At 67.2% G+C, this 16,362-nt stretch carries 19 protein-coding genes; 18 read left to right on the top strand and 1 reads right to left on the bottom strand.

The window, feature by feature from the left end; all coding sequences use genetic code 11:
- The 9 genes from ACLJWH_RS03795 to ACLJWH_RS03755 all read left to right on the top strand — a co-directional run bounded on the left by ACLJWH_RS03795 (position 1) and on the right by ACLJWH_RS03755 (position 6,621).
- Positions 1-897, top strand: coding sequence for a phage distal tail protein (locus tag ACLJWH_RS03795; protein WP_411140102.1), 897 nt, complete (start codon positions 1-3; stop codon positions 895-897).
- Between the two features lie 8 nt (positions 898-905).
- The gene (locus ACLJWH_RS03790; protein WP_411140101.1) at positions 906-1,967 is read left to right on the top strand and encodes a hypothetical protein; all 1,062 of its coding nucleotides are present in this window, start codon (positions 906-908) and stop codon (positions 1,965-1,967) included.
- Positions 1,964-3,079: a hypothetical protein gene (locus tag ACLJWH_RS03785; RefSeq protein ID WP_411140100.1), complete on the top strand. Its 1,116-nt coding sequence runs from the start codon at positions 1,964-1,966 to the stop codon at positions 3,077-3,079. The genes ACLJWH_RS03790 and ACLJWH_RS03785 overlap by 4 nt, the downstream gene beginning before the upstream one ends.
- Positions 3,079-3,777, top strand: coding sequence for a hypothetical protein (locus ACLJWH_RS03780; RefSeq protein ID WP_411140099.1), 699 nt, complete (start codon positions 3,079-3,081; stop codon positions 3,775-3,777). The genes ACLJWH_RS03785 and ACLJWH_RS03780 overlap by 1 nt, the downstream gene beginning before the upstream one ends.
- A 71-nt stretch (positions 3,778-3,848) precedes the next feature.
- Positions 3,849-4,880, top strand: coding sequence for a LysM peptidoglycan-binding domain-containing protein (locus tag ACLJWH_RS03775; RefSeq protein WP_411140098.1), 1,032 nt, complete (start codon positions 3,849-3,851; stop codon positions 4,878-4,880).
- Positions 4,881-4,882: 2 nt separating this feature from the next.
- The gene (locus ACLJWH_RS03770) at positions 4,883-5,125 is read left to right on the top strand and encodes a hypothetical protein (RefSeq protein ID WP_411140097.1); all 243 of its coding nucleotides are present in this window, start codon (positions 4,883-4,885) and stop codon (positions 5,123-5,125) included.
- Positions 5,126-5,238: 113 nt separating this feature from the next.
- A complete protein-coding gene (locus ACLJWH_RS03765; protein WP_411140419.1) occupies positions 5,239-5,748 on the top strand; it encodes a hypothetical protein in 510 nt (169 codons plus the stop codon).
- Complete coding sequence (locus tag ACLJWH_RS03760; protein ID WP_411140096.1) at positions 5,749-6,000, top strand: hypothetical protein; 252 nt, start codon at positions 5,749-5,751, stop codon at positions 5,998-6,000. It abuts the gene before it with no gap.
- Positions 6,001-6,042: 42 nt separating this feature from the next.
- Positions 6,043-6,621, top strand: coding sequence for a VOC family protein (locus ACLJWH_RS03755; RefSeq protein ID WP_411140095.1), 579 nt, complete (start codon positions 6,043-6,045; stop codon positions 6,619-6,621).
- A gap of 61 nt (positions 6,622-6,682) precedes the next feature.
- Here ACLJWH_RS03755 and ACLJWH_RS03750 read toward each other — a convergent pair whose 3' ends face one another.
- Complete coding sequence (locus ACLJWH_RS03750) at positions 6,683-7,144, bottom strand: hypothetical protein (RefSeq protein WP_411140094.1); 462 nt, start codon at positions 7,142-7,144, stop codon at positions 6,683-6,685.
- A gap of 354 nt (positions 7,145-7,498) precedes the next feature.
- On the opposite strand from ACLJWH_RS03750, the gene ACLJWH_RS03745 reads away from it, so the two are divergent.
- From ACLJWH_RS03745 to ACLJWH_RS03705, 9 genes are all read left to right on the top strand, one after another.
- Positions 7,499-8,296, top strand: coding sequence for a hypothetical protein (locus ACLJWH_RS03745; RefSeq protein WP_411140093.1), 798 nt, complete (start codon positions 7,499-7,501; stop codon positions 8,294-8,296).
- A 113-nt stretch (positions 8,297-8,409) separates the two neighbouring features.
- The gene (locus ACLJWH_RS03740) at positions 8,410-9,135 is read left to right on the top strand and encodes a hypothetical protein (RefSeq protein WP_411140092.1); all 726 of its coding nucleotides are present in this window, start codon (positions 8,410-8,412) and stop codon (positions 9,133-9,135) included.
- 89 nt (positions 9,136-9,224) lie between these two features.
- Entirely contained in the window at positions 9,225-9,506 is a 282-nt protein-coding gene (locus ACLJWH_RS03735) for a hypothetical protein (RefSeq protein WP_411140091.1), read from the top strand.
- Positions 9,499-9,630: a hypothetical protein gene (locus tag ACLJWH_RS03730; protein WP_411140090.1), complete on the top strand. Its 132-nt coding sequence runs from the start codon at positions 9,499-9,501 to the stop codon at positions 9,628-9,630. Before ACLJWH_RS03735 ends, ACLJWH_RS03730 begins: the two co-directional genes overlap by 8 nt.
- The gene (locus tag ACLJWH_RS03725; RefSeq protein WP_411140089.1) at positions 9,627-10,022 is read left to right on the top strand and encodes a hypothetical protein; all 396 of its coding nucleotides are present in this window, start codon (positions 9,627-9,629) and stop codon (positions 10,020-10,022) included. The genes ACLJWH_RS03730 and ACLJWH_RS03725 overlap by 4 nt, the downstream gene beginning before the upstream one ends.
- 74 nt (positions 10,023-10,096) lie before the next feature.
- A complete protein-coding gene (locus tag ACLJWH_RS03720; protein ID WP_411140088.1) occupies positions 10,097-12,532 on the top strand; it encodes a phage/plasmid primase, P4 family in 2,436 nt (811 codons plus the stop codon).
- Positions 12,533-12,624: 92 nt separating this feature from the next.
- Positions 12,625-14,490, top strand: a complete 1,866-nt coding sequence (locus ACLJWH_RS03715) for a DNA polymerase (protein ID WP_411140087.1) — start codon at positions 12,625-12,627, stop codon at positions 14,488-14,490.
- Between the two features lie 393 nt (positions 14,491-14,883).
- A complete protein-coding gene (locus ACLJWH_RS03710; protein ID WP_411140086.1) occupies positions 14,884-15,555 on the top strand; it encodes a ScbR family autoregulator-binding transcription factor in 672 nt (223 codons plus the stop codon).
- Positions 15,556-15,878: 323 nt separating this feature from the next.
- Positions 15,879-16,064 (top strand): hypothetical protein, encoded by a 186-nt coding sequence (locus ACLJWH_RS03705; protein ID WP_411140085.1) that lies wholly within the window; start codon positions 15,879-15,881, stop codon positions 16,062-16,064.
- The last annotated feature ends 298 nt before the right edge of the window (positions 16,065-16,362 follow it).

The following is a 16,362-nucleotide window of genomic DNA, read 5'->3' as shown; positions in this document are numbered from 1 at the left end:
GTGCCACAACTACTGAATGCAGCGGGTGACCAGGTCACCCAGGACGGGCAGATCGAGTTCGCGGGTCTGCTCATGGGCGAGACCACGGAGTACGCAGGCGAGCAACTGACCGGATGGGACGACCTCCCCGACATGGAGTCGGCCACCGTTCTCCGCCCAACCCAACACGGGGGCTGGCCCAGCCATCTCCTGGCCGGTACCCGGGTTCTCCAGTGGGACTTCATGGTCCTGCCGGACAGCCAGGAGCGCTTCCCCGCGCTCCTGGCCGACCTGCGCCGGGCGACCGCTCCGACCCAGCGGGAACAGGATCTGGTAGTTCAACTCGCCGGGGCACGGCGGCTGATGCGGGGGCGGGTGATCCGGCGGGCCCTGCCGGCGGACCGCCGGTACACCCGAGGGGAGCCGTATGGGTCGGTGGTGTGGGAGTGCTCCGACCCCCGTCGGTACGAACCGCAGGAGAACCGCGTGACCTGCGGGCTACCTGCCCCGGAGCCCGGCCTGGACTGGACGGACGGCCTGGACTACCCCCTGGAGTGGGGCATCACCGGGTCCACCGGCACTCTCGCGGCGCCCAACCTCGGCGAGGCTCCGACGCATCCGATTGTGGAGTTCCGCGGCCCGGTGGTCCGTCCCTCGCTGCTCCAGCTCAACACCGGCTGGCGTCTGGAGTACGACATCACCCTCACGGAGTCGGACGTCCTGCGCATCGACTGCGCCGAGGGGACCGCCGTCCTCAACGACACCGCGTCACGGCTCTACACCGTGACCGCGTCCAGTGTGCCGGAGCAGACGTTCACGTTCGACCCCGGGGTTTCCGTCCTGGCCTTCCGGGCGGCGCCCGGTTTCTACGACCCCTTGGCGTCCGTCACCGTTCGGTGGCGTTCGGCTTTCTGGTGAGAGGCAACATGACTGTACGTAGTGGCTGGCTGGTCAACCGGGACTCCCCGGGCGGTGGACAGACCCGGGCGGATACCCGGCTGGTGCCCGTCGGTACCTGGACCCCGGAGGCCGAACTCACCTCGCGCGGCGGCGTCGTCCCCGGCGGAACTCCGTTCGCTTTGACTGCGGCCGGCGCGATGCAATGCACGATCGGCACTGGCCGGGCCCTGATCAGCGGCAGTTCCGTACAGGGCACGTATCCGATGGCGGTCACGGAGCCGGAGACGCTGACGATCGCGGACGGCGACGCGCAGTATCCGCGGAAGGACAGCGTCCTCCTGCGGGTCTACGACTCCGCCTACGACGGGTCGGACCAGTCCACGGCCGCCCTAATCGTCGCGCAGGGCGCCCCGTCCCCCACGCCGGAGGCGCCCGCGGCCTCCGGCACAGCAGAGAAGCTGTACGAGATCACGGTTCCCGCTGGCACCTCTGCCGGCACGGGTGGTATCGACTGGGCCACCGCCGTCTCCGACCGTCGCCGGACCACCGTGTCCCTGGGCGGTATCCAGGCCGGGGACTGGAGCCTGAACTACGGCGGCGCGTACCCCGGCCAGTACCGGGACAACGGCCGGGGCCTGGACCGCTGGGACGGCGTGAGCTGGCGCAGTGTGGCGGAACGCCATTACGTCGCCGTCCGCAAAACCGACACCTACAACCTGCCGGCGAACCGCTACACCCCCGTTCGCTGGAGCGGCGTCGATGCGCGTACCGACGCATCGATGTGGACGCCGACGAGCCCCACGCGCCTCGTGGCCCCTGTCGGGGGGCTCTACACCGTGTACGCCCAGCAGACCTGGCCCGGTGGTGCCGAACAGGCCCGCGTCACCGTCACCAAGAACGCCGGCGTCGGGGAATGGCACATGTTGTTCGTCGCCCGGTCCAACGGTGGGCAAGGGCACGCCGCATCCCTCCCCGTTGTGCTCCAGGCCGGAGACTTCATCGAAGTGAACGTCTACTCAGCGGCTGCCCTGGACAGCGTCCCCGGGCGGTACAGCTACGCCGCGCTGCGGTGGGAAGGCCCAGCATGACCACCGCCCACTCCCCGGCCGGCTACCGGTTCCTGCTCACGGACCTGCTCACGGACCAGCTCCTGGACGTGCTCCCCGTCCAACAGGTCACCTTCGACGACTACATCGGTCGCACCGGATCACTTCGGGGAACCCTCGCGGTGCCGGATGCTGCGACGGCTGCCCGGATCAAGGGGGCCGTGGTGCCCGGCCGGACGGCGCTGTGGGTGGAGCGGGGCCGTGATCTGTGGTGGGGCGGCATCGTCTGGACGGCCACGCCCGCCGTGGACGAGCGCGGTGCGGCGACGGTCGCCCTCCAGGCGGCCACCTTTGACTCCTACTGGGACCGCCGCGAGATCCGGGACACTCTGGAGGCCCGCCAGCTGGACCAGCTCGACGTTGCCCGGCAGCTGGCGGCCTACGCCGCGAACGAGGCCGGCGGGGACATCGGCATCCGCATCGACTACACCGGCACGTCCGGTGTCCGGCGGGACCGGACGTACTCCCGGTACGACGCGACCCCGGTGCGGGAGGCCCTGGACCGGCTGGCGGCCGTCGAAGGTGGCTTTGAGTGGCGCGTCCAGGTCTACCGGGAGGCGGAGACCGGCGAGCGCGTGAAGCGACTTCAGCTCGGTTACCCGAAGATCCGGTCTGGTGCGGTGCCGGTGATGCTGACGTACCCGGGCAACGTCCTCGCCTACTCCTGGCCGCAGGACGCCACCGGCATGGCCAACACCTGGCAGAGCCGAGGCGCGACCGACAACCAGAACCAGGCCGAACAGTCGAACCCCCTGCTCTCCACGGAGTGGTCCTACCCCGAGAAGCTGACGGAGGGCTGGCCCCGCCTGGACGGGCACAGCGACTACACCACCGTGGAACGGCTGACCACGTTGGACGAGCACGCAAAGGCCGACCTGGCCCGCGCCAAGGAGCCCGTGGTGATCCCGTCGATTCGGGTTCGTCTGGACGGAGAAGTGACGCCCGTGCTCCTCGGCGCAACCGTCCGGCTCCGCATCCGCGACACGTGGTTCTCCGATGGCCTGGACGCCACGTTCCGGGTCGTCGGGCTGAGCGTTACCCCCGACCAACGCGGCCAGCAGGAGTCCGCGGAGCTGTTCTTGGAGGCGGCCTAGTGGCGATCATCCCGCAGGATCTGACCGACCGCATCCGGCGCCTGGAGGCGCAGTTGCGGATGCTGACCACGGCCGCGAACCGACGGCCGGCCATGAATCAGGTCCTTCACGGAGACGTGGAGATCGGGGAGGGCGGCAGCCTCTCGGTCAAGCAACCTGGAGGCGCGGAGACCTTCCGTGCGGGCGAAGTCGGCCCGATCGCGGGGGAACACGCGCTGGTCGTACGGCGCCGGGACGGCAGCGTGGCCATTTCAGTATGGAACGGCACCACGACGGTGCAGGCCCAGGCTGTCCGCATCAAGGACGCCCAGGGGAACGAGCTGCTATCGGAGGACGTGGTGGCCGGCGGCCTGGCCCGCCCACACCTGCCCGTCGTGATGAGCCCGGCCCAAGGAGGTGACTGGCCCTCCACCAAGGCCACCGACTGGACAGACCTTCAGGTGGCCTGGCCCGAGGTTCAGCACCCGCGGATGGAGGTTTTCGCCCAGGCTCTGGCGAACGGGGCCGGTGGAGATATCCGGATCACCGTGGATGGCCAGACCGTGGCCTCCGGCTCCACCAGCAAGACCATCCAGGCCACGTTCAAGATCCCCAATTACACCTTCGGGGCGCATCCGGAGATCAAGCTCCAGGCCCGCGCCAAGGCGTCGTCCACCGTGTGGGCGTGCGTTCAGCGGCTGTACGGCGTCGCGTCCTGACCTACCCACGACCATGGTCCTGCCGGGCACTACCGGCGGGGCCTTTCCACGCACGACAGAAGGAGGGCGGCTTGGCGAAGGCCGCAGACGTGATCCGCACAGCGCGCGGAGAGATCGGCTACCGCGAGGGATACAGCGGGGGCCACTGGAACAACCACCAGCGCTACAGCCCGGCCGTGCCGGGCCTGGAGTGGTCCCAGAACCAGGCGTGGTGCGCCACGTTCGTTTCCTGGTGCGCCCGGCAGGCCGGCGCGGCGTCGCTGTTCCCGGTGACCGCGTCGGTGTGGACGGCGTACAACTGGTTCAAGTCCCGGGGCCGGTATTCCGCGTACCCGGCCATCGGCTCCATGGTGATCTTCGGGCAGTCGGCCAACTCCCACACGGGTATGGTCGTTGCCTACGACGCGACCACGATCACGACGGTGGAGGGCAACACCAACGTGAGCGGGTCGGCTGAGGGGGACGGCGTCTACCTCAAGAAGCGGCAGCGTCGAGACCCCTACGTCCACGGATACGGACTGCCGCAGTATCCGGAGGGCGTGACCACCGCGGACCTGGCCCTGAAGGGGAGGAGCGGGTTCACGTTCAAGGCGGCGGCCTCCGGGCCGGCTACGTCCGGCTCGCACGCCGGATCGTCGAAGGGCAAGACGGTGGTGGTGAAGACCGGCCAGACCCTGGGCAAGATCGCCGCATCCGCTGGCGTCTCCCTGGCCGCGCTCCTGGCGATCAACCCGCAGGTGAAGAATCCTGACGTGATCCACCCCGGCGACGAGATCACCGTGCCGGAGAAGGGCGCCAAGCCTCCGGCCCAGGCCAAGCCGACGGTGTCCCTGGCCCATATCCGCGCGGCGGCCGTCCGCGACCCGGACCGGGGCCAGGGCGGCACCACCTACCCCGCCGACGTGCGCCCTGTGGAGTCGGCGCTGAAGGCGGAGGGCCTGTTGGACTCCCGCTGGTGCGATGGCTCGTTCGGGTCCATGACCCGCATCGCGTACGCGAACTGGCAGCAGCGGGCCCGCGTCGGCGGCCCCCCGGACGGCATCCCCGGCATCGCGTCGCTCCGACTGCTGGGCAACAAGCACGGGTTCACCGTGAAGGGGTAGAGGTGAGCGACCGCGACGAGCTGGGCGCCGTAATGATCGGAGCCCGTGAGATCTACGACGAGCTGGTGGCGCTGCGCGGCGACGTGCGGAGCCTGACCCAGACCCACGAAGCCGTGAGCCAGACCCTGGCCGATCACGAGAGCCGGCTGCGGGGACTGGAGCGATGGCGCTACGCCCTCCCCCTGGCCGCCATCACCTCCCTGGGCACGCTGATCGCGGCCCTGGCCAAGGCGGCCGGAGCGTAACGGGCCCCAGCGCATCAAGGAGCACGCCCGCCCCCTTGCGCACGGGAGAAGCCATGCCTTCGCACATTGCCCTCGTTGGAAAGGCCCGGTCCGGGAAAGACACCGTGGCCCAGATGCTGGTCCGCCACGGTTCCTACACCCGGCTGGCGTTCGCCGACGAACTGAAAGCGGCCCTTGTTCGCCTGAACCCGCTTGTCTTCTCCTCCTGTTGCGAGAACTACCGGCTGGCGGACGCCCTGGATGACCACGCCGGGTGGGAGGGCGCCAAGGCCCATCCCGAGGTTCGGCGGCTCCTTCAGGAGTATGGCCAGGACATCCGCGACCGCGACCCGGATTTCTGGGTCCGCCCTGTCCTGGCCCAGGTCCGCCACGGCAGCGAATGGCACATGCCGTGCGTCGTGGCGGACGCCCGCTACGCCAACGAGCTGGACGCGCTCCGTGCGGAGGGCGCCGTGGTCGTCCGGGTGGAGCGATCGGGCGCCGGCCTGGATGGCGACGCCGGGCTCCACCCCTCAGAACTGGAGCTGGACGGCGTGACGCCGGACCACGTGCTCCGCAACACAGGGACGCTGTCCGAACTCCGCGTCAGCGTCCGCGCATTGTTCGACAAGTTGGGAGACTGAATGTTCGACCTGATCCGCCAGGCCATCCGCGACAACCCGGTCAGGGTCCGCACGGCCCTAGGCGCACTGTTGGTTCTGGTGGGCCATTACATTCCCGCCGTAGCCGACGTGGCCGTCAATGACCAGGCCATGGACGCGATCACGTTCCTGGTGATCCTGGTCCTGGGTGAGGGCGCGTCGCGGAAGGTGGCGGCGAAGTACAACCCGGCATCCGTGCCGGAGGAGTCGGTGGGCGACGGCACCGGTCGATGACAGTAGGGCCCGGACGGACAGTGTTCCGTCCGGGCCTTTGCCATGCCTGGGCGCGCGGTAAGGGGGGGCAGAAAAGCTGCCCTCACGCCCTTCTTCTTACTTGCCTTACTAGTGACTGTAGCGCCTAACCTGCGCAAATCCTTCACATCTGGCCCCTGTGGCGACGCTCCGATATCCTCATCCGCACTATGGAGTAGCACGCGGAGGGGAACAGTGGGCGTCGGCTTAAAGACTGTAGTGATCAAGGCTTCAGATCCGATTTACCTAGGCAGGTTTTGGAGTGCAGTCCTCGAATCACCTATCGGCCCCGGACGCGATGGCGTGTACATCAAGTTCGGCGGCAACGAAGATACTTTCCTCTACATCATGGAATGCCCCGACGGTGAACGTGCTGAACGTACGCCGTTCATACACCTTCGAGCAGAGAATGCAACATTGACCGAGGAAGTGGAACGCCTTACAGGGCTGGGCGCCACCTTCTTGGCGAAAAAATGGACCGCCGACGAGGAGCTCAATGTTGGATGGGCGGTCATGGCTGACCCGGGCGGCAATGTATTCCATATCGAATCAAGCGATCAAGAAGTTGCGGCGGCTGAAGCGCTACTAGAGTCGTGGGAATAGGATAACTGGCCGACCGCAAGAGCGGTCGGCCAGTTACTCAAGCGTATTCTAGCCGATCAACTCAGCCGCACCATAGAGTTACTTCCTTGCTTGAGAATACGTGCGAATTGGTTCGCCCCTTATACTCCATTGCGAGAGTAGCCACCGTCGTGTACTGCGACTTTTTGACGAGGCTGGGACAGTTGTAACCCACCTTAAGGGTCTTCTTGCTGCACGGCTTCCATCCATCGTCCTTATGCGCCACATCGGATATGGGGCCGGCGATGGAGACGGTCAGGTGGCAGCGGTCGGGCGGGGTTGACGTGCAGCCAGTTATCTTTGCCGTAGCCCATATCTTTGTACCGCCGCCGGTTAAGAAGTACGGGGAATCGGCCCGGTACCAGCAGCCGATATCAGCGGCTTCCTTCGCTTGAAGGAGACCGCTGGGGCCTCCCGGCTTGCTGCTGTCCGCGTGTGCGGGAGCGGCAGTCAGGGCCATCACAGCAGGCAACGCTGCCCCAATGAGGGCTACTTTCGCTTTCATCTTAACTCTCCTTGTGAGGCTATTGCTGGAAGTGTTGCGATCACCGGAACCCTAGGTGGCGGCAAGATCTTACGGCTAGATGCTTTCAAGACGTGGCATGGGCTGGAAAAACACCTCACCTACCGGACGACCGCTTTCCGTATTCAGGTAAATGATCTTCGTGTCGCCCCCGATTGGGCCCCCGTGACTTCGCCGCCATTGAGTATCTTGCCCCAGTGCACGAGCGGTCTGTTTAGAAAGAGAAGGGTGCCAGCGCAGCTTTTGGGCCCCAGACGGTGCCTGTCACGACCCCCAGCAGATTCCGCCGTAAGCAACTGAGCACGGCCCGGCGGGCCGGCGAACGAGGAGAGACCCGTGGCGGCACTGAACACCATTAGCCGATCCGGCAGCCGGTTCTACGTGGACCCCGAGACCGGCGCCAAGGCACCCGGCGTCACGTCCATTCTGTCCATGCTCCCGAAGGGATTCCTTCAGTATTGGGCGGCCAAGGAAGTGGCCACGGCAGCCGTGGACAACATCGGCTCCCTGGTGGGCCTGGCCATGAACGACCGGGGCGGCGCCATCGACTACCTGAAGGGCGCGCCCCGGCGTCTGACGAGGCAGGCGGCCGATACCGGATCGGCGGCCCATGACGTGTTCGAGCGGCTAGCCCGCGGGGAGGACGTGGCCCGGGTGCACCCGGACCTCCGCCCCTACGCCGCCCACTTTCGGGAGTTCCTGGACGCCATCCAGCCAGAGTTCTTGTTCCTGGAAGACGCGGTCTGGTCCGACCAGCACAACTACGCCGGGTCGTTCGACGCTATCGCGCGCATCGGCGGGGAGACCGTGGTCCTGGACTGGAAGACCACCAGGAGCGGCGTTCATGAGGAGGTCGCGCTCCAACTCGCCGCGTATGCGAACGCGGACCGCATTGTCCGGGCGGACACCGGGGAGACCGTCCCGATCCCCGGGATCGACGCGGCGGCCGTCCTCCACGTCCGGCCGGAGGGCTGGAAGCTGGTCCCGGTGGGTCACACGCCTGAGCTGTTCGCCACCTTCCTTCATCTGCGGGCGGTGTTCGACTGGGAGCGCGGAGGCAAGCGCGGAGTGATCGGCAGGCCGGTGGCCACTGGCGGGGAGGCGGAGACCGGTACCCAGCGGCGTGCGACGTAGGCCGGCCGGGGCTGTCACGGCCCCCAGCGCATGGAAGTAGCGAGAGGCCGGCCCACGCGGTCGGGCCTTTTCGCTGTCTCATTCCAAGCGCTTCCCCAAGGAGAGCCAGCACAGTGGCCCGCACCCTCCGTGTGTTCGACACCGACCCCAACGCCCGCCCCAAGACGTTCACCAATGACTACGTGGGGCGGTTCCGCGCTGGGCAGCAACTCAACAACCGCCCCGTCGCCCTAAACGCGTGGCGAATCACGACCGGTGATCCGGAGGTGGGCAAGACCGTGGCGGAGATGTACGGCGGTACGCCGCAGCCCTGGGAAACCACCAAGGAAGACTCCCTAGAGGTCTTGACCGACACGGACAGTGTCAAGGTCATCGTGGACGGCCCGGACGCCGTGACGTTCCGGATGGCGCTGTACGGCATGGCGGGCACGCCCATTCACGCCTGCGACGGCGTGGAGTTCACCGATCCGGAGGACCCGCGCAACGGCCAGCCGTGTGGCTGTCCCACCACGCTTCAGGAGCGCAAGGCGGCGGCGCGGGCGGACCGGGGTCCCAAGCCTGACCAGCGCGTGGAATTCCGACTGGCCGACGCTCCGAAGCTGGGCAAGTTCCGGATGATGACTGGGAGCTGGGACTTCATGAAGTCCCTGGAATCCCTCTGGCGGGAGCTGGAGGCCGTCGGCGGCCCCGCCCTGTGCACCCTGTCGCTGGAGCCGGTCCAGTTCACCACCAAGGCCGGCGTGGACGTGTCTTACCGCAAGCCGGAACTGACGGTGCACGGCCCCGCGCAGGCCATACCGGCACTGTCCCACGTCACCGCGGACGCTGTCCCGTTCTAACCACCTTTCCAGGCCGTGGACTTGGAGCCAGCCGTCTACGCGATGCGGCACGCGGCTGGCCCCTTCTCCAGCACAAAAAGGAGAGCAGCGTGGCCAAGAGAGGCCATATCCACGACTTCACCGGCCAGGAGATCCGCGAGGGAGACACCCTGGTGTACGCGGCCCGGCGCGGGAACTCCGTCCGCATGGTGGAGGCCATCGTCCTGCGGACCTACACCGAGAACTACAAGGGACGCGTTCTTCCCATGCTGAAGGTGAAGCCGACCGGCAACGAATCCGGTTGGGTCAAGCGGTCCACGTTCCGGGTGGAAACGGTGGCGGCGGAGCACGTGGCTGTGACAGTACCGGCGGAGGTGGTTGCCGGTGTTTGACGTGCTCCTGGTCCTGGCGGTCATCGCTCTGGCGGTGTTCATCGTCGGCCGCATCGCGTGCTTCCTGCTGACCATGGCTGTTGGACTGGCTGGGCTGGCGGCCGTGCGACGGAGCCGTCGATGACGAACCGAGCCAAGGCCAAGGGGACCGCCTGGGAGCAGGAAGTCCGGCACTACCTGAACCAGGCCCTTGGCCAGTACGTGGACCACTGGAAAGACATGGCCTACCCCTGGAAGGACCCCCACGACCCGGACAACGTGACCCGGCCGGCGCAGACCGGCACCCGGGACGTGGGAGACCTCCACGCCCGGCCGTTCGTCGTCGAGTGCAAGGCTGAACGCTCCATCCGCCTGGCTGACTACGTACGCCAGGCGAACAGAGAGGCCGCCAACGCGGGATTCCCTCACGGGGTGGCGGTCGTCAAGGCACCCCGGCGCCGCGTGGAGGACGCCTACGCAGTGATGGACCTGGTGACGTTCGGGCGCGTCCTCCAGGCCCTTCGCAATCTCGACTGACCTCCCCGAAGCGGGCGTGTCACGGACCCCATCAAACGGGTTCGGACACGCCCGCTTTCGCATGAGGAGATCCCTTGACGACCCCGACCAAGGACCTGACCCAGTTCCTGGCCCGCTTCCCGGAGGTGCTGGAGGAGCGCGGGGAGTACGGGGTCCACTGTCCCGTCCACGACGATCAGACCCCGTCGCTGTTCTTCCGTCTGAAAGAGGACGGCCGACTCCTGGTCCGGTGCTGGGCCGGCTGCGACCGGGACACGATCCTGGCGGCCCTGGGCATGTCGGCCCGGGACCTGTTCGACTGGACCCCCGGCGACGGCGCACGGGTGTCGGCCAAACCCGCACCGGGCGACCTGGACCCCGGATGCCTGGCCGCCCTGGCCCAGTACGTGGACACCACAAACCTGGCCTTCATGGACCCGGAGCGCCCAGCGGCCCGGGACTACGTGCTCCACCGGTTCGGCCTGGAGCCTGAGCGCGCGGTGGACCTGGGCCTGGGCCTGGACTACCCCGGCCTGGACGACCGGTTCCCCTACCGCTCCACCGCGTACGCGCGGCATGCCCGACTGACTGTGCCCCTACACGACTTCAGCGGCCGTCCCCGCGGCCTCCAAGGCCGGGACCTGACCGGAAACTGTCCGGCCCGTTGGTTGTCGATCAGCAGCCCAGAGGGCGCGACTTGGGCCAAGTACGGCGTGTTCACCGCTCACAGCGGATTCGACACCGTTCTGATCACCGAAGGCCCCGGCGACGCGTTGACGGCCGTGGGCGTCGGCTACGACGCCGTGGCGATCCGCGGAGCCGGCCTGGCCCGCAATGACGCACTGGTGGAGGAACTGGCCAAGGGCCTCCAGGACCGGGACGTGGTCCTGGCCGGCGACCGGGACACTGCCGGCGCAGCCTTCACCCAGGCCCTGGCGGACGCCTTGGTCCGCTCCGGGGTCATGGTCCGACGCCTGGAGATCCCCCATGCCGGGGACGACATAACCGACTGGCGCGCCCGCGCCCCGGAGGCATTCCCCGGGCAGCTCCACGCGGCCGTCCGCCGGGCACCGCTCCACGTCATCGACCAGGCGAAGCCGAACACCCCTTCACCTGAGGAGCCGGCCGACGGGAACGCTCTGCCGTTTACCGACCTGGGCAATGCGATGCGTCTCTACCGCCAACTTGGCGGCCATGTACGCATGGTGCCTGGCGTGGGGGTCTACAAGTGGTGCGGGATGCGCTGGCAACACGTACCGAAAGAAGCTCTGTACGCCGACGTGCGGGCCGTGATCCAGGCCCTGGAGGACGAGGGCGGGCGCGACCTGGAGAAACGTTCCCGGTGGGCCCTGAAGTCGCAGGAAAGCGGGCGGGTCAAGGGCATGGTGGAGATGCTGGCGAGCATCCCCGGCGTGTACGCGACCGCCGACCGGTTCGATGCGGACCCGAACCTCCTTGCATTCCGCAATGCCGTGGTTGACCTCCGCACCGGCCAGACACGGCCGCACGATCCGACGGACATGATCACGGCCGTGTTGGACGTGGACTATCGCCCAGAGGCTCAAGCACCCCAGTGGGAACGGTTTTTGGAGGAGTGCCACCCGCACTCGCGGGACATGTCGGCCTTTCTGCAAATGCTCACTGGCTACGGCATCACTGGGTACGGCGTGGAGAGGTGTTTCGTCATGCACGTGGGCGAGACGACCAACGGTAAGACGACGTTCACGGAAACCCTGGAGAAGGTGTTCGGCGAGATCACGAAGCGAACAGAACCGAGCCTGTTCCAAAAGCGCCGGGAGTCCGGCGGCCCCCGCGCGGACATCGTAGGATTGCGCGGCCGGCGCCTGGTGATCTCCTCCGAGTGGCCCGCGAACATGCCCCTTGACCAAGCGCTCATGAAGGCCGTCACGGGAGACCAGTCGATCACCGCGCGAGGCGTGTACGCCAGGGAGGAAATCACCTTCCGGCCGGTGTGCCTGGTCCAGGTGGACACCAACTACGCCCCCGACGTTGACGCCACCGACCAAGCCCTGTGGCAACGCGTACGCGTCGTCCCGTGGCTGGAGGACTTCCGAGGCCGGGAGAACAAGCACCTCAAAGCCACGCTGCTGCAAGAGCGGGAAGGCATCGCCGCATGGGCGGTGCGCGGGGCCATGGCCTGGCACCGGGAGTACCAGGCAGGTCGGGGCCTGGACTTCCCGGAGGCTGTAGAACGGCGGACCACCCACTACCGAGACACGTCCCATCCCTTGGCCGGGTTCATCGGGGAGGAGTTCGTGGTCCAGGTGGGCGCGCACGTCCTGAAGACGGAGACCTGGGACCGCTACCGGTCGTGGGTCGAGGACTGCGGCATCCGTCACCCGATGACACGCAACCGATTCTACGACGCTCTGCGCACGTTCCCCGGCGTCCGGGAATCCAAGGCCGATGGAATCCGCATCATGGCCAACTTGGCGGACTGCCGGGCCCTGTCACGTACCCCAGCAGATGGAGGAAGCCAAGACATCTTCGGCCAGCCCAGGACCACGTAGGCGCGTGATCAAGGGGTCGTCCCAGGCGGGGCGGCCCCTTTTCGCATGCCACGGCGTGGGTCGGCGGCCGACGCACCATCACGGAGCCCGCGTTGATCACCCACCGCCACAAACTGGCCGGCGACCAAACCACCATCCACGCCCTGGAGACAGAGGACGATGTACGCCAGGCTCGGGACTGGCTGACCACACACCAGCCGCGCTCCCTGGCCTTGGACACCGAGACGACCGGCCTGGACACGTTCAGCCCCGGTCACCGCCTGCGCACCGTCCAGTACGGCACCGCGGAGACGGCGTTTGTCGTGCCGGTCGAACGCGGGCCGGCCTTCGCAGAGTTGGCGCGCACGGTGGTGACCCGGTGCCCGGAGCTGGTGATTCACAACGCGGCCTACGACCTCCTGGTCCTGGATCGCCACGGCGTCGCGCCCTTGGAGGCCGTCGCACCGAGGGTGCGGGATACCAAGATCCTCGCCCATCTCTCCGACAGCAGGCAGGATTTCGAAGGGGGCGTGGGCGTCAGCCTCAAGCCGTTGTCCGCCTGGTACGTGGACCCGACGGCACCGGACACGCAGGCCGGCCTGACCCAGATATTCCGCAGCTACGGCCTGACCAAGGAAACCGGCTGGGCCCAAGTGCCATACCGGGACGAGGTCTACCAGCGCTACGCCGGCCTGGACGTTCTCCTGGCCGCCCGCCTGCGCCCCCGCCTGGAACAGGAGCTGGTCCGCCACGGCATCCCGGACACGCTGGTGGAGTACGAGCACCAGCTCATGACCATCTGCGCAGCCATGGAGCGTCGCGGGATGCTCCTGGACGTGCCGTACACGGAGGGCCTGGTGGACCGGCTCCAGGAGCAGGCGGCCACGCACTCCGCCAGGGCGGCCCGGTACGGCGTCGAGAACGTCAACTCGGACCGTCAGGTGGTGGCCGCCCTCCAGGGCATGGGGGAGACCTGGGCGGAGACGACCGACTCCGGGGCCCCGTCGGTGGCCAAGGACGTGTTGCTCCCCCTGGCAGACCTTAACGACAAGTGGGAGCGGCTGGAGGTCCGCAGGCCCAACCCGCTGGCGGACGCCGTGCTCCGTGCCAAGCGGGCGTCCAAGTGGCGCACGTCGTACGCCGTGGCCATGCTGACGAACCGGGACGCCCGGGATCGTATTCACCCGCGGATAAACACCCTCGGGGCCAAGACGGGTCGGGCTTCCGTTTCGGACCCACCGCTCCAGCAACTCCCGTCCAAAGGCTGGGAGATACGCCGGGGCATCGTGGCGGAATCCGGCGCCGTCTACTTCAGCGTGGATCAGTCGTCGGTGGAGCTGGTGGTCCTGGCGGCCCTGTCGCAGGAGCCGCGCATGTGCCAGGCGATCCGGGACGGGAGGAATTTGCATGACTTCACCGCGACCTTGATGTTCGGGGACGAGTTCACGAAGCACCAACGCGGCTTGGCGAAGATTGCGGGCCTGGGTACGTCGTACCAGGGGGGCGCGGCGACGCTGGCGAAGCAGACCGGACTTCCCGTTTCAGTTATGAAGGACACCCTGGCCCGTTACGCACGGGCTTATCCGGGAATTCGTCGTTGGGCCCGTGGCCTCCAACGCCATGCCTTGAGTAATGGGTGCGAGATCCGGACTCCTGTCGGCCGGCGCCTAGTTCTTGATCGGGACAAGCTCTACAAGGGCGTGGCCTATCTGTGCCAATCCACTGCCCGGGACACCATGGGGCAAGCGCTCCTGGACCTTCATTCCAAGGGCCTGACCCAGTACCTGGATCTGTGGGTGCATGACGAGGTGTTGGGCACGGCCCCTTTGGCGGACGCGGCCGAGATCGCCCGGGAAGTGGCGGAGACTGTCCGCATGGACCTGTTCGGAGTGCCCATCAGTACTGATGCGGAGGTCTACGGCAAGTCGTGGGCCGGAGGATACGGCCTGCCTCTCGAATGGGCCCCGAAGACCCCGTGAGGTAGCGGCGGCCGTCACCGGAGGCGGTTCGTTTCCGCGTGCAGTGAGCCCAGGCTGTAGCCGCGCGATTCGGGGGCCGTTTGCTACAGAGGGGCGCCCGCACAGGTGGCGGAGTCTTCCGCAAACGCGAAGACCCCCCTCCGTGGAATGCTCAGTGATCTGCGCCACGCGATTACCCTTGCGGTGCTCGAAGTCATTGGTAGCAAACTGTCCGAATCGGCACCAACATGGGCTCTGACCTGCTAAAACGTCCGATCGCCGGATCATTTTCAGTCCGCTTCGCCCGTTAGGTGTAGGAAACCTGCACATTGGTGATCTTAACGGGATGCTAACTACCTTCGTAAGTAGTTCGGACACACCGCGTGACTCGACGAAGGCGAAATGGAGCGTGTAGTGACTCGTGTGGACCAGGCGGTACGGACTCCTCAGCAGGAGCGCTCGATCCGCACCCGTAGGCGCATCCTCGAATGTGCGGGGACCCTTTTCGACCGGCGCGGCTACTCCGGAACCGCAGTGGGAGACATTGCAAAAGAGGCCGCGGTGACGCGGGGTGCCCTCTATCATCATTTCCGCCACAAGCAGTACATCGCCGCCGCCATTCTTGAAGAGCAGTTCGATGGAATGGTCATACCGCCGCAGCGCGTGCGGATGCAGGAACTCGTAGACGCTGGCTACCTGCTCGCCTACGGGCTGCAAAACGATCCGATCCAGCGGGGTGCTGCACGCCTGACGATGGAGCAGGGGACTGACCCCATCGACCGGGCGCGGGCCATGCAACTGTGGGTCGAATTCGCGGTATCGATCCTGGCCGAGGCGCAGAAAAATGGAGAGGTCCGGCCCGGCGTGGACGTTAAGCGGGCCGCCAGAACTCTCGTGGCGTCTTTTGCGGGAGTGCAAAACATGTCGCAGGCGCTCGCCGACCGTCGCGACCTCTACGAATACATCACGGACATCTGGCGGTACAGCCTTCCCGGCGTCGTCAACGATGACGTAATGGGCCAGCTCACCTTCGACCCTGCGCGGGGTGCGCAAATCGCGGGCAGCGGCATGGTGCTCGCAAGCTGATCGGCATTCGGCACTGACTGGTAAAGAAAAACCGGCGCCCCGGGGTTGCAGCCCCCGGGCGCCGGCCCAGTCACCCCCTTGCTGGGGGCCCATGTTCAGCCTTTGAGACCCGCTCACCCTTGACCAGTGACCGCGGGCTCACGCCTACCACGGACAGGATTGTGGCACTGCACCCTTCGCTTGGCGAAATCAAAGATCATTTCACTCTCAGTGCGCACGCATTGGAATGCATCCGGCGACGGGTTGAGCGTGCCCGTCGCGCTCCGCTCCCCGCGCGACTTGTCGCGTTCCACCTCTGGCTCCGCCGTGGCCTTCTGCGTGCCATGGCTCAGCGTCTCGCCGTGGTAGCCCGCCCCCGCCCCGGGGTCCGCCTGCGCTACCTGCCGCGCACCACCCGGCGGCACCTCCACGTCTGCATGGCCTGCGTGACGCATGACCGTGCCTGCGCGCGTACCTACCTCGCCCGGCTGTCCCAGGCCGCAGGTGCTGCTGAACCGTCCCAGCTCTAAGCCGGACGGACTTTCCCTTCTCTAGGTCCCCGTACCTGCTCCACGCCGCGACGGGGGCATTTCTGTATCCGCTCGCTCTGAGCTGACCCCCATCTCTCTCTGACCACGCCTCCGCGCCACGCGGCCCCGCGTGGCACTCCCCCTGCCCGCGCACCGCCAAGGCACACCCCTACCCACGTATTCGAACATGCGTGCGCCCCCTCTGGGCGGCTCCCTACTCATTCATTCGAACAGGCGTGCGGATTCTGCCTGTCACGGCCCCCAGCGCATGACCCCGAGCCGGTCATCCGGGCCCCCC

It is taken from the genome of Streptomyces sp. x-80, from assembly GCF_046549095.1.
GTDB lineage: Bacteria > Actinomycetota > Actinomycetes > Streptomycetales > Streptomycetaceae > Streptomyces > Streptomyces celluloflavus.
Note: the sequence above shows the minus strand (reverse complement) of the source record. Positions and strands in the feature narration are given on the sequence as shown.

Excerpts from the sequence above, each read along its gene's own strand:
- ACLJWH_RS03790 (WP_411140101.1), top strand. The coding sequence starts at position 906 with ATGACTGTACGTAGTGGCTGGCTGGTCAACCGGGACTCCCCGGGCGGT.
- ACLJWH_RS03785 (WP_411140100.1), top strand. The coding sequence starts at position 1,964 with ATGACCACCGCCCACTCCCCGGCCGGCTACCGGTTCCTGCTCACGGAC.
- ACLJWH_RS03765 (WP_411140419.1), top strand. The coding sequence starts at position 5,239 with ATGCTGGTCCGCCACGGTTCCTACACCCGGCTGGCGTTCGCCGACGAA.
- ACLJWH_RS03760 (WP_411140096.1), top strand. The coding sequence starts at position 5,749 with ATGTTCGACCTGATCCGCCAGGCCATCCGCGACAACCCGGTCAGGGTC.
- ACLJWH_RS03755 (WP_411140095.1), top strand. The coding sequence starts at position 6,043 with ATGCCTGGGCGCGCGGTAAGGGGGGGCAGAAAAGCTGCCCTCACGCCC.
- ACLJWH_RS03750 (WP_411140094.1), bottom strand. The coding sequence starts at position 7,144 with ATGAAAGCGAAAGTAGCCCTCATTGGGGCAGCGTTGCCTGCTGTGATG.
- ACLJWH_RS03725 (WP_411140089.1), top strand. The coding sequence starts at position 9,627 with ATGACGAACCGAGCCAAGGCCAAGGGGACCGCCTGGGAGCAGGAAGTC.
- ACLJWH_RS03705 (WP_411140085.1), top strand. The coding sequence starts at position 15,879 with ATGGCTCAGCGTCTCGCCGTGGTAGCCCGCCCCCGCCCCGGGGTCCGC.